The sequence below is a fragment of the Levilactobacillus sp. HBUAS70063 genome (assembly GCF_038374745.1).
Classification (GTDB): Bacteria; Bacillota; Bacilli; order Lactobacillales; family Lactobacillaceae; genus Levilactobacillus.
Window position 1 is genome coordinate 46,437 of the sequence record NZ_JBANSM010000002.1, and the last position, 16,071, is coordinate 62,507.

At 50.2% G+C, this 16,071-nt stretch carries 12 protein-coding genes; 11 read left to right on the forward strand and 1 reads right to left on the reverse strand.

The annotated features are described in order from the left end of the window. Positions 1–486: 486 nt before the first annotated feature. The 7 genes from V8I28_RS03120 (at position 487) to V8I28_RS03150 (ending at position 9,483) form a co-directional block, all read left to right on the forward strand. Positions 487–1,176 (forward strand): response regulator transcription factor, encoded by a 690-nt coding sequence (locus tag V8I28_RS03120; protein WP_168849897.1) that lies wholly within the window; start codon positions 487–489, stop codon positions 1,174–1,176. A gap of 99 nt (positions 1,177–1,275) precedes the next feature. Next, positions 1,276–2,445 carry a sensor histidine kinase gene (locus V8I28_RS03125; protein WP_341778668.1) on the forward strand — a complete coding sequence of 390 codons (1,170 nt, stop codon included), beginning with the start codon at positions 1,276–1,278 and terminating at the stop codon, positions 2,443–2,445. Between the two features lie 56 nt (positions 2,446–2,501). Beyond that, entirely contained in the window at positions 2,502–3,824 is a 1,323-nt protein-coding gene (locus V8I28_RS03130; protein WP_341778669.1) for a serine hydrolase, read from the forward strand. Between the two features lie 387 nt (positions 3,825–4,211). Continuing rightward, on the forward strand, positions 4,212–7,355 hold the full coding sequence (locus tag V8I28_RS03135; protein WP_445928174.1) for a YhgE/Pip family protein: 3,144 nt from the start codon (positions 4,212–4,214) through the stop codon (positions 7,353–7,355). A 255-nt stretch (positions 7,356–7,610) separates the two neighbouring features. Further along, entirely contained in the window at positions 7,611–8,105 is a 495-nt protein-coding gene (locus V8I28_RS03140; RefSeq protein ID WP_341778670.1) for a GNAT family N-acetyltransferase, read from the forward strand. Positions 8,106–8,314: 209 nt separating this feature from the next. Beyond that, on the forward strand, positions 8,315–9,118 hold the full coding sequence (locus V8I28_RS03145; protein ID WP_445928175.1) for an AzlC family ABC transporter permease: 804 nt from the start codon (positions 8,315–8,317) through the stop codon (positions 9,116–9,118). Between the two features lie 17 nt (positions 9,119–9,135). After that, on the forward strand, positions 9,136–9,483 hold the full coding sequence (locus V8I28_RS03150) for an AzlD domain-containing protein (protein WP_057732216.1): 348 nt from the start codon (positions 9,136–9,138) through the stop codon (positions 9,481–9,483). A gap of 452 nt (positions 9,484–9,935) precedes the next feature. Here the strand turns inward: V8I28_RS03150 and V8I28_RS03155 are convergent, their stop codons facing one another. Further along, a complete protein-coding gene (locus V8I28_RS03155) occupies positions 9,936–11,138 on the reverse strand; it encodes a class I SAM-dependent methyltransferase (RefSeq protein ID WP_341778671.1) in 1,203 nt (400 codons plus the stop codon). Positions 11,139–11,348: 210 nt separating this feature from the next. Here V8I28_RS03155 and V8I28_RS03160 point away from each other — a divergent pair, with 210 nt between their 5' ends. The 4 genes from V8I28_RS03160 (at position 11,349) to V8I28_RS03175 (ending at position 16,051) form a co-directional block, all read left to right on the forward strand. Further along, positions 11,349–12,245, forward strand: a complete 897-nt coding sequence (locus V8I28_RS03160; RefSeq protein WP_341778672.1) for a hypothetical protein — start codon at positions 11,349–11,351, stop codon at positions 12,243–12,245. A 517-nt stretch (positions 12,246–12,762) separates the two neighbouring features. After that, entirely contained in the window at positions 12,763–13,926 is a 1,164-nt protein-coding gene (locus V8I28_RS03165; protein WP_341778673.1) for an ROK family protein, read from the forward strand. 171 nt (positions 13,927–14,097) lie between these two features. Beyond that, positions 14,098–15,198 carry an AI-2E family transporter gene (locus V8I28_RS03170; RefSeq protein WP_341778674.1) on the forward strand — a complete coding sequence of 367 codons (1,101 nt, stop codon included), beginning with the start codon at positions 14,098–14,100 and terminating at the stop codon, positions 15,196–15,198. A 160-nt stretch (positions 15,199–15,358) separates the two neighbouring features. Then, complete coding sequence (locus tag V8I28_RS03175; protein WP_341778675.1) at positions 15,359–16,051, forward strand: 2,3-diphosphoglycerate-dependent phosphoglycerate mutase; 693 nt, start codon at positions 15,359–15,361, stop codon at positions 16,049–16,051. Positions 16,052–16,071: the final 20 nt, after the last annotated feature.

Genomic DNA, 16,071 nt, shown 5'->3' on the forward strand with positions numbered 1-16,071 from the left:
TTTAGACGTGGTGATGCTCCACCAGTCGCTGACTGAACGGTTTTCTGGGGCTTAACCAACGCTGCGGATGCGGTCGATTGTAGCCGAGAGTGAAGCGCAGGATGAGCTCAGCCGTGGGATTATCTTAGCGGCATCAGCCGGTTAGATAATGGCGACTTGGAAACACCGGGCTATGGTGGTTCCAAGCGAGGTCCAAGACCGCTCCTCAGGCTTGGACCGTCCTACCCACCGCGATCCAGCTCATCCTGCGCGAACGGCAAGGCGGCCAGCCACCCACCCCAAGAAAAAAGTTAAGTCTCGGTTAATCTTCAAGTTGGCGGTCGCGTGGTAAATAGTGTAAGATTAAGGAATGGTTAAGTGCCTTACGCCCGGCTAAAGGTTCGGGTTTTCCGGTCGTCTCGGCGGCGTTATTTGTTAAAATGGACGTAAAGCCACGGGGCAGGACCGCTAGTGATTTACCCTAGCAGAAAAAGGAGAACAACCCACATGAAAATTTTAGTTGTCGATGATGATAAAGAAATTGCACAATTACTCGAAATTTACATTAAAAATGAAGGTTACGAACCCCTGACCGCCTACAACGGCAAGGAAGCGTTGACCAAGTTACACACCACGCCGGACATTGCCCTGATGATTCTAGACATCATGATGCCCGAGATGAGTGGGATTGAAGTGATGAAGGAAGTCCGCAAAGACTCGCAAATTCCTATTCTGATTCTGTCGGCCAAGACCGGCGATATGGATAAGATTCAAGGGCTGATTTCCGGCGCCGATGATTACGTCACGAAGCCATTTAACCCCTTAGAGGTCATGGCGCGGGTCAAGTCGTTGTTGCGGCGGAGCCAGGACCAGGTGACCGACGATAGCCCAGACATCTTGGACATCGGGACGTTGACCATTAACAAGGATTCCCACGAGGTCAAGACGATTGCCGGCAAGACGGTGTCGTTAACGGCTCTGGAATTCGGGATTCTTTACTTGTTGGCCAGCCACCCCAACCGGGTCTTCTCGGCGGATGAAATCTTCGAACGGGTTTGGCGGCAGGAAAGTATCGTGTCGGCCAAGACCGTCATGGTTCACGTGAGCCATTTGCGCGATAAGATCGAAGACGCGACGAACGGCGAGAAGGTCATTCAGACCGTCTGGGGTGTGGGCTACAAGATTGAATCGCACTAAAAAATGTCGTGGCGGCCTCATTCGCTGCCATGACCGTGTAATCGGAAGAGTAGGCGTAAACATGAAAGCAGTACATTTTAATTATCGGGAGGCTCAACCATGAAGTTAACCACGCGCGAGAAGAGTGCGCTATTCATGGAAGGGGTCGTCACCGTCATTCTCCTGTTGATGCTGAACCTGGCGTTACTGGTATTGATCGTGCAGGCCATCGAGAGTAACCCCGGCCTGCGAGACGGTATCTTCATTATCAAACGATCCGTGGTTCTCGGGCCCAACCACTTTCAGCTGTGGAGCTGGGAGAACCTGTTCATTGGCTTGATGCTGGTGGCCGATGCGTTAGTCGTCTGGTGGCGGCTAATTCGGCGTTACCGGCAGATGCAGTTGCGGCACATCATCGATGAGCTTCACTACATTGCCAACGGTCACTTCGACCACCGGATTCCGTTTCGGGTTAGCGGCGACGTTCAGCGGGTCGTGGATTCCGTGAACGCGCTGGTCGATTCCGTGATTAATTCCATGGATGAGGAACGGGCGATCGAGAAGTCCAAGGATGAACTGATCACCAACGTCAGCCACGATATTCGGACGCCGTTAACGTCCATTATCGGCTATCTGGGACTGATTGAGGACAAGCAGTACCACAGTGAGGACGACCTCCTCAAGTACACGCACACGGCGTTTTTGAAGTCTAAACAGATGAAATCACTGGTGGATGACCTCTTCGAGTACACCAAGGTCCGTCAGACGGATACGCCGCTGAGTCTGACCAACATTAATTTGGCGGCCATGCTGGAACAGTTGGGCGCGAGCTTCGAGTTGGAGGCCCAGAAGAAGGGCATGACGATTGGCGCGGAGAATTCATCGGAGACCATGATGATGGAGGCCGACCCCGAGAAGTTGGTGCGAGTCTTCAATAATTTGGTGTCTAACGCCCTGAAGTATGGCGATGGTGGCAAGCATATTAATTTAGTCGCCAAACAACTCAGCGATTCCGAGTTGGAGGTTCGCGTCACCAACGATGGGCCGAAGATTCCTAAAGAATCGCTGAACATGATTTTTGAACGATTTTACCGGGTGGAAGAGTCTCGTTCCAAGGAAACCGGGGGGACCGGCCTGGGCTTAGCGATTGCCCAGAGCATCGTGGCCCTACACGGTGGCTACATCTACGTGGAGTCCGACGATGCGTTGACCAGCTTTGTGATTCATCTGCCGGTCAAGCACGACCACCCCTTGGAGATTCCGCAACGGCTCAAGACACCGGGACAATAAGTGATTCGCAAACGGGCCAGTTTGGCCTTACATAAGACAGAGGAGTTTTGATTCTAATGATGAAACGATTACGGCAAATGTTGATTGGACTGGTGACGGCGGTAACGCTGGTCACTGGCGGGATCAGTAGTTTAAGCGCACCGGTGACGGCCCACGCCGCCACGAGCACCAGCACCACCGTGAACCTGAAGGCCAAGGCCGGCATCGCGGTTGACGCCAAGACCGGCCAGATTCTCTACAGTAAGAACGCCGATCAGACGTTGCCCGTGGCCTCGATGACCAAGCTGTTGTCGATCTACATGGTGTTCGACGCCATCCACGCCGGTAAATTAAAGTGGGATCAGAAGGTCACTATCAGTAAGGACATCGCTAAGGTGGCGCAGAACACCAACCTGTCCAACGTCCCACTGCGGGCGGGCCACAAGTACACGGTTAAATCCCTGTATCAGGCGTCCCTGATTTACTCGGCCAACGGTGCCGTGGAAGCTTTGGGAAGCGCCGTGGCGGGGTCGCCCCACGCGTTTGTCACTCAGATGAAGGCCCAGGCCAAGAAGCTGGGGATGACCGACGTTAAGATTTACAACGCCTGTGGGCTGACCAACAAGCAGGTCGGTAACCTCGGCTATAGCAACGTGGAGGGGTCCGCGGAAAACGAATGGTCCGCGGCCGATCAAGCCAAGTTGGCGGTGGCCCTGTTGAACAAGTACCCCGAAGTCTTGCAGACCACGAGCATCAAGAAGATGTGGTTCGAGAAGGGCACCAACGATGCCACGAAGATGGAGAACTGGAACTGGATGTTAAAGGGGCTGTCGGCGGCTTATTCCAAGTTACACGTTGACGGTTTGAAGACCGGGACGTCCGATGCGGCCGGAGCCAACTTTACCGGGACGGCCAACAACGATGGCAACCGGATCGTGACGGTTGTGCTACACGCGGCCCACAAGTCCGAGACCGACCCCTCGCGGTTCCAACAGACTCAGAAGATGATGTCTTACGTCTACAATAACTTCAAGACCGTGACCTACCAGGCCGGCGATCAGGTGAAGGGGGCCAAGACGATCACCACCCACGATGCCAAGGCTAAGACGGCCAAGACGGTATTGGGGAAGCGTGTGAAGCTGTGGATTCGTAACGACCAAGTGGCCAGCAACATCTCGGCCAAGACCCAGTTGAAGGCGAAATACAGCCAGAAGGGGGATTTGGAAGCGCCCGTGGCCAAGAACACCACGATTGGAACGGCTAACCTCTCCCTGAAGGGCGACCAGTTGGGCTTCTTGGGCAATACCAAGACGACCAAGGTGCCACTAAAGGTGACCCAATCCGTGGAGAAGGCGAATATCTTCGTCCGCGCTTGGCGAGCAGTCGTTGCTTTATTCTAGAATTGAAGATGAATGAAAGTCGCTTGCCGTGAGGTGGGTGACTTTTTATTTGGAAAATTTTAAAATAGAAAATAGTTTTGTCGCGAAATTTACCGTCGATCGGGATACGTGCGGACTTGATTCGAGTCAAGGTAGCGGGCGTAAGGCGCCTCTATAATGGGATTATCGGTTGAGGTAATGGCTAAATGGTCGAACCGGTGAAATTTAATTTATACCGTTTGGAAACGCCGAAACGCCGGTCTGATCGAATTGGTGGCGATTTCTAAGAATTGTCGATGGCGTGTTGCTTTTTTGACAAGTCAAGTAATAATGTGCGAAGATACTTTTATTATTAGCTGAAAACGCGCAATTTTAAGGATATTTTGAGGATAAAGGGAGTTGGCATTTGTGAATATGATTAAAGGCGAATGGAATTACATTCGGCATAATCGGTTGATTTTAATCTCCGTTCTTGCCATTATGTTTATTCCATTCCTCTACAGTATCTTCTTTCTGAAGTCGGTCTGGGACCCGTATGGGGAGACCGGCGAACTGCCCGTTGCGGTGGTTAATCAGGATAAGCCCGTGACCTATCAGGGGCAGAAGCTAAACGTTGGGGATCAAACGATCACCAATTTGAAGAAAAACGACCAATTAGGGTGGAAGTTCGTGTCCGCCAAGACGGCGGCCGATGGGTTGAAACACCACAAGTACTACACGGTGATTACGATTCCCAAGAATTTCTCGGCCAACGCCGCTACGGCACTGGACAAGCACCCGAAGAAGATGACGTTCACTTACAAAACCAACGGCTCTGCTAACTACATTGCCCAGGTTATGAGTGAAGTGGGGTCATCCAAGCTGGATAGTGAAATCCGGGCCAAGGTGACGAAGGCTTACGCGCAAGCCACCTTCAAGCAGATCTACGCTGTGGGTCAGGGAATGGACAAGGCCGCCAAGGGTTCCGCGAAGTTGAAGGACGGGACGGTTACCTTAACGGATGGCCTGAACACCTACACGACCGGGGTTCACACGTTAAACAACGGCTTACAGGAAATGAAGACGTCCGTCAAGCCACTGGCAACCGGGATTCAGAAGTTGTCGAACGGTTCGCAGACGCTACAAAGCGGACTGGCGAAGTACACCAGCGGCGTTGGCCAGTATGCGAGTGGGGTTAATCAGTATACGAGTGGTGTTTCACAGCTGAGTGCTGGGATGCCAACGATGCAAGCTGGGGCCAATCAGTTAGCTACTGGGGCTAAAACGTTGAATACGGGTGTTTACACCTATGTTAATGGCGTTTACCAATTAAATACGGGAATTGGTACGCTTAGCACTAAGGTCGGGCCACTGGCTAGTGGTGTGACCAAGTTGACTAAGGGCGGGAAAAGTTTAACCGCTGGATTGAATGAGCTTGATAAAAACTCTGGTGCTTTGAAATCAGGGGCTAGTCAAGTTAACGATGGTGTTTTACAACTGCAATCAATGATGAACCAATTGGCGCCTAGTTTGGATTCCTTAACAGCTTTAACTAAGGATCCTAAAAAGTTGGCAGCTTTACAGACGCTATTGAGTAATTTACAAGACAGTGGTGCGCTTAATGCAGAAAAGTTGGCAGCTTTGAATGCGCAACTTACGCAACTTTCTGACGTTAATTTAACCAGTATGAGTACAACATTAACGGATACTGAAGCAACTCTGACTGCCGATGTCAAAGATGTTTTGACCAAGCAAGCGATTAAAAATAATGCGTTATCCAGCGATGGCTCAGGTCAAGCAGATAGTAATGACTCAGAGAATAATGATAGTGCAGCAGTGGATGCCGCTCAAGGAGCAGCAGCCACGGCGGCCCAAAAGGCTTCTGCGTTGCAAGAAGCTGTTAAAAGTGGGGATGAGAGTGCTATCAAACAGGCTGCCGATGCGGTTGATAGTGCAACCGCGACAGCTGAAAATAAAGCTAATGCAGTTAAAAGCGGTAAGGTAGTCTCGACAAAATCAACCCAATCTACGAGTACGACGGCTGAACAAGATTATGATGACGCAGTTACCAAGTTGACAACTGATATAACTAACCTTGGGTCCACTTTGGACGCTATGAAGGGATCGTTGACTACTCTGATTGCCTTGCAGGGACAAGCTAAGAGTTTGCAGGGAATGTTAACTGGTCTGACTAACTCGGGCTTGACGGCTGATGACCTTTCAACTATGGCTACTGCCTTGGCGAACCTTCAAGCCAACAGTGGTATGATTAATCAATTGAGTAATTCCTCGGATAGTTTGACTAAGCTAGTCAAGGGAACTGGCGCTCTAAGTACAGGGTTAGATACCTATACGGCAGGTGTTTCTCAGGCGCTGACGGGATCAAGTCAGCTTTCGGATGGACTAACCACAATGAATAGTCAAATTCCAACACTGACCGCTGGAGTTACTCAATTAGCTGATGGATCTAAACAATTGGCTAAGAATGGTCCTGCATTAAAGTCAGGCTCTAGCCAACTTTCATCCGGTGCTTCACAATTGAATTCCGGTATCAATCAAGCCGCTGCTGGTGTCAATAAGCTCAACGCTAATACACCGCAATTAACCGCAGCCGGCAACAAGTTAACCAGTTCATCCGCACAACTCATGAACGGTTCCGGCCAATTAACGTCCGGTCTGAACACGCTGAACAGCAAGGTGCCAACGCTGACTAGTGGCGTTAACCAGTTGGCTAACGGTTCGCAACAATTGGACGACAACAGTAACCAACTGATGCAAGGCGCCAAGAAGCTTTCCGATGGCAATGGCACGTTGGCCAAGTCACTGAAGAGTGGGGCCGATCAGATTCAGGCGCAACCACTCACGAGCAAGACAGCCGACATGTTTGCCGCACCAACGAAGCTGAAGCATGAAAACTACAGTTACGTGCCAAACTATGGTCACGCTCTGGCCCCTTACGTGTTGTCCGTTGCCTTGTACGTCGGGGCTCTGGTCTTCAACTTTGCCTTCCCAATTCGGAAGGTTTCTCGCGAGGGCGGCACCGCTACGGGCTGGTACTTGAGTAAGGTTTCCATTGGCGCAGTCGAAGGGCTAGCCATGGGGCTGATCGAACCAGCCTTGATGATGCTAGGTGGCTTGACGGTCGATCATCCGGGTCAAATGATTTTGATTTCGGTCTTCTTCGCCGAGGCGTCGATGTTTATCGTCATGTTCCTGTCGATGTTGTTGGATAACCCAGGTCGATTCATCGCCATGGTTCTCCTGATGCTTCAACTCGGGGGTTCCGGTGGGACGTTCCCAATGGAAGTGACGAACCACTTCTACAACGTGGTTCACCCATTCCTGCCAATGACTTACTCGATCCTCGGATTCCGGCAAGCCATTACGTCGGGGATGTCCGGCATGGTTGGCCAAGCCTTGTGGGTCTTAGCACTCTTTACCATTCTTGGTTTAGCACTGCTCTGGCCAACGATGGTCTGGTTACAGAAGAAACATTTGATGGGAATCTCGCAATTGGATGACAACCAGAAGTTACAAGCGGTTGAAGATCCGAATACGAATGCTCATTCATAAAATAGAAAGCTTGAAGAGAAATGCAAGGTTAACGTTGCATTTCTCTTTTTTTAGATTTTTGGCGTTCCTCAAGCGGAGTGACAAGTCATCGGCTATTTAACCGTAAGAGAACGGTCGGCGATTAACGTGACGTTTGAAAAGCGTCCGCGGAAGAAAAACGAATCCTAATTTTTAAAAGTTAGTGTCGTGAAGCCTCTGGTTTCGCGGCACTTTTTAGGTATAATGGGGGCAGACGAGAGAAAAGAGGGGACAACGATGTCCGTAGAATTTAGACTGGCCCAGATCGATGATCAGGCGGCCATCATTGCGATTTATAACCAGGCGGTAGCCACGAAGGGGAGTACCGCCGATTTAACCCCGGTGACTGTTGCGCAACGTCAGCCGTGGTTTGCGGCTTTCACCCCGGCGCATTTCCCGCTGTGGGTGATTGAAAGTGACGGTGAGGTTGCGGGTTTCGTGGGGTTAGAACCCTACAGTGACCGCGCGGGTTACCGCCAAACGGCCGAGGTGGCCCTGTATCTGGATGACCACCACCAAGGCCAGCACCTGGGCACCCAAGCGGTCGACTTTATCGCCCAACAGGCGCCGCAGTTAGGCGTCACCACCGTGATTTCGCGCATCTTTGGGCATAATCGAGCCAGCCGGCACCTGTTCGAGAAGGCCGGGTATGCCCACTGGGGACACTTGCCGGCCGTTGCGGAAATGCAGGGTTTTACGGCCGATTTAGAGGTTTACGGGCATCATTTCTAAGGGGGTAGCTCGGAATGAAAATTGACCAAGTATTTTCACAAACGGTTAATAAATCCGGGGTTTAGACGGGTTGATCCTTGATAAATATTGTATATGTTATATGAAAATGCCTTGAAACATGTTAAAATATCATCGTGTGGTTTTATGCATAACGGGGGAACCTGTTAGGTTGCTTCATATCTCAGAGTATTCGACGGAGGCAAACATTCTTGAATAAACGACGGCCAAACCCCAAGCAAGTGCCGGACCCCAACGAACCCTTATGGCGGTCGACATTGCGGGTAGCCATGCCCCTTAATCTAAGTTACATACCGATTGGGCTGGCTTGTGGGATTTTGCTACACGCGGCAGGGTTCAATACCTTACTGACTGGATTGGTTTCTTTGTTGATCTTTTCCGGTGGGGCACAATTTTTAATTGCCACGATGTTGACTATTAATTCCCCATTACTATCAATTGTTTTGATGCTGTTTTTCCTGGAATTACGGTATGCATTACTGAGTTCGAGTTTATCGCCATACTTAAAGGGCTCATCTAACCGCTTCTTGTTCATGTTCGCGGTTTCGTTAAACGATGAAAATTACGCCATTAACTACTTGAAATTTGCCACTGATAAAAAGTGGACGGGCAAAGAAGCTCTGATGGTGGAGCATTATTCTTTGCTATTCTGGGCGGCTAGTAACGTTGTTGGGAGTCTGATTGGCAGTGCCTTGAAGATTGACCTCAGTATCGTAAACTTCGCGCTGACGGCGTTGTTCTTGTACATGATTGTCATGCAGATCAAGAACCGTCTGACGATCGTCATTTGCCTGATTTCAGGGGTGCTCGCGGCGGCCTGCATGATGTTGACCAAGAGCACGTTAGGGTTGGTTATTTCGACAATTATTGCTTCACTGATTGGTTTCGGCTTGGAAGCCACGCTCCGCAAGAAATTGCCCGACAGTCATTGGCTGTGGCGCTTGCGCAGTCCGGGGTCCAAGAAGGAAGCCGTGGAGCATTCGGATGCTAATTAGGACACAGGGAGAGCTATATGAACGCAGTTAATACGTGGAACAGTACGCAACATTTTTGGCTAATTATCTTAGGCTTTATTGTGGCCTTTATCCCGCGTTTCTTCCCGCTGATGTTGTTCACCAAGCGGGCGATTCCGGAATGGTTTAACGAATGGATGAAGTTCGTGCCGGTATCACTGTTTACGGCGCTAGTGGTGAAGGATATCTTTATCGACAGCGCGAGTTATGCGCTGCTGCTAAACAAGTATTCGGAAATGCTGGCAGCGGTCGTGGTCATTATTGTGGCGTATCGTACCCGTTCGATGGCCATCTCGGTGATTGTGGGCCTGATTGGCGTCTTCATCTTATCGATGTTTATGGCGTGACAAAATTTACAAATGAGGGGACCTTGCTGGAATGGCGAGGTCCTTTTTAGATACGTTACTTTGCGATATTTTTAGGGAATGCTTCCTGAGTCAAAGTCATCATTAGTCGAGTTTTCGCCTGTGCGCTGAGTTCCCCTCCCGAAAGAATCGTAAGCAATGCAGTGACCATCATAAATGTTTGAGCTTTCATAAAAATATTAATTCCCCTTTACGATTTACTTGCCAAGATCTTGCTGGTAGACCCACTATATCATGATAGCTACGCCGGCAAAAGCAGAGATGAAAATCACCGACAAAGGTTTACACGATAGTCGGGTTTAAAGCCATTCATACCGGCGTTAGCAGCCCCGATATTACCAAAAAAATAATCAAAAAAGCCACCACACGGGGTGATCAATCCCAGTGTGGTGACTTTTAAAATCAGATGATCCGCGGTCACCCGAAAATTTGAATTAGTCTGTTACTTCAACGTGGTCGTGGGAACCGTCATACATGTAGTCCCGCGTCATTGGTAACATCCGGGCTGAAGGGCCCTTCGAAATCAAATACTGAATCACGTCAATATTACCAGATTTGAACGATGCCGCGCAAGCTTGGAGATAAAGATCCCACATCCGCACGAACTTATCGTCAAACATCTTGGCCACTTCGTCACGGTGTTCGTTGAAATTCTTATCCCAAATCTCAACTGTCTTTTGATAGTGGCGACGGAGAGGTTCCATATCATCAATTTGCAGGCCACTTTCGATGATGTGGGTCGTGTTTTCAATCAAGCCAGGAACGTAGCCGCCTGGGAAGATCCACTTGTTTAACCAGCCGTTGTTGGCGCCACCTTGTTGGCGGGTAATCCCGTGGATTAAGGCGACCCCATCGTTGGTCAGGTACTTTTGAACGCAGTCGAAGTATTGGCCCAAGTTCTCTTGGCCAACGTGTTCGAACATGCCGACGGACGTGATGTAATCCCAGGTCTCGTTGCCCAATTCACGGTAGTCTTCCAAACGAACTTCGGCGACGTCGGCGAGGCCTTCGTCTTGAATCCGTTGGTTAACGTAGTCGTATTGTTCTTGACTCAAGGTAATCCCGGTGACGTGTAGGCCGTATTCCTTGGCCGCCGTTAACATCAGGGTTCCCCAGCCACAGCCGATGTCGAGTAAGGTGTTACCCGGCTTCGGATTGAGCTTCTTAATGATGTGGTGAACCTTGTTGACTTGCGCCGTGTGCAGGTCATCTTCGGGTGTTTCGAAGTAGGCACAGGAGTAAGTCATGGTGTCGTCAAGCCACAATTGGTAGAAGTTATTCCCAATATCATAGTGGTTTTGGACATCTTCCTTGCTTTCTTTTTCGGTATGCTTTTGTTTAGGCAGGAAGTGAATGAACTTGGAGTTGTGGAAGAAACTGTCGGCGTTTTCGTAAGCGGCCGTCAGTAAGTCTTCGATGCTCCCGTCAATTTCAATCTTACCGTCCATGATGGCTTCCCCCAGCGCAATGGATGCGTTGCGGGAAATTTCCTTAACCGGGATGGCCTCGTGAATGGTGATGGTGACGTCAGGAGTGCCGGTCCCGTATACATCGCTGGTGCCGTCCCAATAGTTGACGCGGACGGGGATGTTAAAGGTGTGGCTCAGAAACGTTTTGTAGAAAGTTTTTTCAAGCATGTCAGGGGTCCTTTCCGGTTTCTTCCATATACTGCGAAGAAACAAAATTACCATGCCATTATACGCCTATCTTCCCCCAAAACGTAAGGGGGAGCTCTTGATGAAAGCGCTTAACCTTTTCTTTAGCTGATTTGGCCCTGTAAAATCCACCGTTTCGCCGAACAGGCATGGTATAATAAAACCATAATTAACCAGCGGAGGTCTTTCACTTTGAAAAAATGGGTATGGGTCGTGGCAACAATCGTTGTGGCACTGCTGATTGGTGGTTACGCGTATTCGAATCATCACGCGACAGCTAAAGAGTACCAAGCGGCAATGGCCAACGGGCGTACTGCCATTGAAAGTAAACACTACACGCAAGCTGAGAGCTATTTCCAAAATGCTCTCAAGCGGCGTTTAAACGATAAGACGGCACAAAGATACCTGACGCAGACGCAACGGTATGTGGCCGGTGAGGATGCCTTAGAGGCCCGCCATTTTAGCGCGGCTGAATCCCACTACGTTGCCGTCAAGAACACCAAGAAGGGCTCTTCGGTGCTGGTGACGCGGGCCAAGGCACGCTACAAGCAGGTCAAGGTGATTCGCGCCAACGTTAAGCAATTCAAGAAGATCTTGAGCAAGGCCCAGGGTGAGAATCGAGCACTGAACTATGGGCAATCCAATACCACGTTGGATGAGTTGTTTAACAACGCCAAGTTCCGTCAGAGCTACTACAAGGGCTTGTACGCCCAGGCCTTAGCACTGCGGAAGGCTAACAACGCCGGTCAGACCAGCGAGACCAGTTCGGCCGCATCGACCGCCTCATCGTCTTCGGCCGCGGCCAGCAGCAGTGCCACGGCTAGCAGCTCCAGCGCGTCGTTGACCTCTTCCGAGAAACAAGCGGCCAAGAACTACTCCGGTAGCAACGAGTACACCGTGACGCAGAGCCAAAAGGAACTGGACGGCAAGACCATCACGGCCCAACAGATTGCCAGTGCCCGCAAGACGATTGATTCCGCGGGCGGTAATGCCAGCGCCATGAGTGATCAGGACGTGCGGGTCGCCATGCAACAAGCCAACAAGAAGAACTTATCGTTGGCGAAGTACACGAGTCAGTATTTAAAATAAGCGAAAGTTTCGGGGGAACGTTGCTGCGGCGGCGTTCCTTTTTGTATCGTCATTGTGGCGGTCGCTCATGGGGAAACCCAGCGATCGTGAAACGGCGGTATTTCGGCAATTTGGAAAGAAACCTTACCATTTTGAACTTATGAGTCTTAGAATTTGACAGGATGGTAAGTTTAGCAAACAAATAGTTTATCCGGGTGTATAATGGAGTTAATCAGCAAGCAGGTGATATAATCGCCGGAACGTCGGGCTTTAGCCGGTGTTTTGGCCGAAAATATCAGGATTGCCCCACAAAACTTCACAAGTCGTTTTTCACGCTAAATTGGTAAGCGTGATTTACTATATATCTAGAATCAGGAAATTCTACTAAGGGGGGTAGAGTAATGGGCCTGATAGCTGGCTAGGTGAGCACCAATCTTGGGGGATGGGGCGAGACCTAAAAACTGATTTGATTCCCGAATCACCACGAAGCCAGGTGCCGGGTACATTACAGAAAATTATGATTATCAACAAACATATCATGCGTACGACCAATGAGAAGCAAGTTCTTCAGCAGATTGTGAACGCAGGGCCAATTTCGCGTAGTCAGATTTCCCGAAATCTTAGTTTAAATAAAGTGACGGTTTCCGATATTTACAGCCAGTTACTGCATGAAGGCCTGATCCGTGAGGTTGGTCACGGGGTCAGCACGCGTAACGGTGGCCGGAAGCCGGTCATGGCATTGCTAAACGTGGGGTATGGCTATGTCGTTAGCATCAACATTTTACGTCAACGGTTCTCGATGATTACCAGTCGTTTGGACGGCCGGTCCGAGAACTACGCCAGTGTGTCCACCCGTGATGTGGATTTAACCACGGTGCTGGATATGATCGATGAGAAGATTGCGGCGACCGTGGCCGATAACGACAGTCGGCTGCTGGGCATCGCGTTTGGGTTAGACGGGATTATTTATGAAAACCAGATTTTAGGGGCGTCCCTGAAGGGCTTCAAGAACTTTGACTTGGCGAAGTACTTCAGCGATAAATTCCAGGTTCCCGTAATCTTGGAAAACTTGGCCAACGAGTCCGCCATTTACGAACGGGACTTTGCGGGCGAGGGCATCTACAAGAACTTAATTTCGGTGACGATTCGTGACCAAGTGGCGGCCGGCATCGTGACGGAGGGTCACCTGTACCGTGGTCACAACGGAGAGGCCGGAAATATCGGCACCTGTCCGCTGGCCGATCGGTATCAGGAAAAAGACGTGCGGACGGTCAACCAGTACGTGGCGGAAGGAACCGTTTTACAGCGGATCATGGCCTATCAGAAGCTTGACCACGTGGACGTCAACCGGATTCGCCGGGACTATCTTGGTCACCGGCCAGAACTGTTGGCGATTCTCGACGAGTTCTCCTTCTACCTGGCCAAGGTGCTCGGCAACCTGTCGAATACCTTCGCACCGGACGCGATTATCGTGAATGCGCCGATTCTGGAGTTGTTGCCGGAGATGATGGACTGCGTCAGAAAGTACGTGGACGAACTGGCCATTATCCGCAAGGCACCCCTGTTGTTAACCAAGAACGCCAAGGAAGCGTCCTTGAAGGGTGGGGCTTCGGCCATCATCCACAAGGCACTGGGCTTGGACGACTTACAACTGACTTTTAGCAATCAGCGGTCGGCAGTTTTAGAGGGCGTCGAATCTTAAAGAGAAATTGAATGGAGTCGCGATGGACGAGGCTGTGAGGCCGCGGTTTGTCGCGGCTTTTTTGTGGCTCTCGGGGGCTGGACCTAGCCGCCGGGTCAACGCGACATTAACGATCAAGAATCCGGGGCAATGCGGTATAATAAAATTAAGATGGGAATGGGGGATTTATAATTGAGTTTATGGGAACGATTTATAGCTAACGTTCGCCTACGCCGCTTCACGGTGCTAGTCGTCCTAATCTTCATCCTGTGGCTCATTCGAGCCGAGATGAACATGATTTTACTCACGTTTATTTTTACTTTCTTGATTCTTCAATTGGTCAAGGCGGTCCGCAAGGTCATCAAGTTACCACCGGCGCTGATTGTTTCGGCGGCGTATATCATCCTGATTGGTGGGCTGTATTGGGTGATTACCACGTACCTGCCAACGTTGATCACGTCGACGGTGAAGGGCATCCAGACGTTGATTAAGTTCTACCAGAGTCCGCAGGCGGATAATAATGAGATTGTTCGGTGGATTTCGGATTACATTAAAGGGTCGGACATCGTCAACCAGCTTCAGAACGGGGCGAAGGTCGTCTTCACCTACGTGTCAACGGTGGGGACGTTCGGCGTCACGCTGTTTATGTCGTTGATTTTGAGTTACTTCTTTACGATTGAGAGTAAACAGATGGCGGCCTTTTCCAAACATTTCCTAACCAGTACGTACGGGTGGATTTTCCAAGATATTAATTTCTTCGCGACGAAGTTTGTGAATACCTTCGGCGTGGTCTTGGAGGCCCAGTTCTTTATTGCCCTGTGTAATACGGTGATTACGACCGTGGTGCTGGCCATCATGCGGATGCCGCAGTTGCCGACGCTGGCGATTATGATCTTCATCCTGAGCCTGATTCCGGTGGCCGGGGTTATCGTGTCGGTGTTTCCGCTGGCTTTCCTGGGATATTCCGTCGGGGGCGTGCGCTACATCGTCTACATTTTGGTGATGATTGTGGTGGTCCACGCGCTGGAAGCTTACGTGCTAAATCCCAAGTTCATGTCGAGCCGAACGGAACTGCCAATCTTCTACACGTTCGTGGTCCTGCTGGCGGGTGAGCAGTTATTTGGCGTCTGGGGCTTGATTGTCGGGGTGCCAATCTTCACCTTCTTCCTAGATATTCTGGGGGTACGACCGGTTCATGGGCTTCATCCGCGGCCTCAGGTCGATGTCCAGAAGATTCGCGAGTACCGGCACCATCACGGCAAGGATAATCGTTCCGACGAAGATGAGAAGTAAAGGTTAAAAATGGCCAACCGCTACCCACAACGGCTAGCCATTTTTTCGGAAACGCGGTAAGTAAGCGGTGTCACGAAAAGAAGCGCACAATAAAGCTGAAATTAACCGCTAGATGGTGTAAAATAACTAGGTATTCTACCAAAGAAAGAGGTTATAAGTGATGGCAAAATTAGTATTGATTCGCCACGGCCAAAGTGAATGGAACTTAGCTAACAAGTTCACTGGTTGGGTTGACGTTGACTTGAGCGAAAAGGGTGTCGAAGAAGCTAAGTCAGCTGGTCAAAAGATCAAGGAATCTGGCATGAAGTTCGACTACGCTTACACGTCAGTTCTGAAGCGGGCAATCAAGACGTTACACTACGTCTTGGAAGAATCCGATCAACTTTGGATTCCAGAAACCAAGACTTGGCGTTTGAACGAACGTCACTACGGTGCTTTACAAGGTTTGAACAAGAAGGAAACCGCTGAAAAGTACGGCGATGACCAAGTCCACATCTGGCGTCGTTCTTACGATGTTTTGCCTCCACTTTTGGACGCAAACGCTGAAGGCTCAGCTGTTAAGGACCCTCGTTACGCTAACTTGGACCCGAACATCGTACCTGGTGGTGAAAACTTAAAGGTTACCCTCGAACGCGTTATGCCATTCTGGGAAGATGAGATTGCTCCTAAGTTGCTTGATGGCAAGAACGTCATCATCGCCGCTCACGGTAACTCATTGCGTGCCCTTTCCAAGTACATCGAACGGATTTCCGACGATGACATCATGAACCTCGAAATGGCAACTGGTGAACCCGTTGTCTACGACTTCGATGACAAGTTAAACATGACTAACAAGACGAAGTTGGGCAAGTAATTACCTGATTAAGTCAGAGC